Source organism: Bacillus sp. 05T31, from assembly GCF_056396725.1.
Window position 1 is genome coordinate 1 of sequence record NZ_JBFTMA010001330.1, and the last position, 505, is coordinate 505.

The window sequence follows — 505 nt, forward strand, 5'->3', positions numbered from 1 at the left end:
AATTGATCTTTTACATACAGATTTAAAGTTTATTATGACAGCTCTTGGCGTGAAGACGATAGAAGAGTTACAATCTGTACCTCTTGTTGTAAAAGGTGAAACGTACCATTGGTTAGCGCAGCGAGGGATTGACACTGCACATTATAGTAGGCGATAAAAAATCAACCATCCGGTTGATTTTTTTGCGTTTTATTTTCGTAAAATGAAGAGGGGAGGCGAGAAGTTATCGTTCTATATAATTCTATAAATGGAAAAAAGAGAGAATTCATATTATGATAAAATTATATATGAATATTGTGCAGAAAAGCTAAAATTGAAAAAAGGGTTATAAAAATGAAGAAATGTAGAAAATGTGCTGCTGAATTATTGGAGGAATCTTACTTTTGCCATGTTTCTCTCCACAAACATGTAAAAAGTAAGAATACTCCAATAATTCAGCGGCATATTTTCTACATTTCTTCATTTTTATAACCCCTTTTTTCAATTTTAGCTTTTCTGTACGATA

At 31.7% G+C, this 505-nt stretch carries 1 protein-coding gene and 1 pseudogene; one reads left to right on the plus strand and one right to left on the minus strand.

Translation table 11 applies throughout. From position 1 onward, the window contains the following. Window positions 1-157 (plus strand): annotated as a pseudogene (locus AC1DJR_RS33165) (type 2 isopentenyl-diphosphate Delta-isomerase); the annotation flags it as partial. Window positions 158-325: 168 nt separating this feature from the next. Here the strand turns inward: AC1DJR_RS33165 and AC1DJR_RS33170 are convergent. Further along, on the minus strand, window positions 326-505 hold a 180-nt coding region (locus tag AC1DJR_RS33170; RefSeq protein ID WP_477004589.1), incomplete at its 5' end, for a hypothetical protein.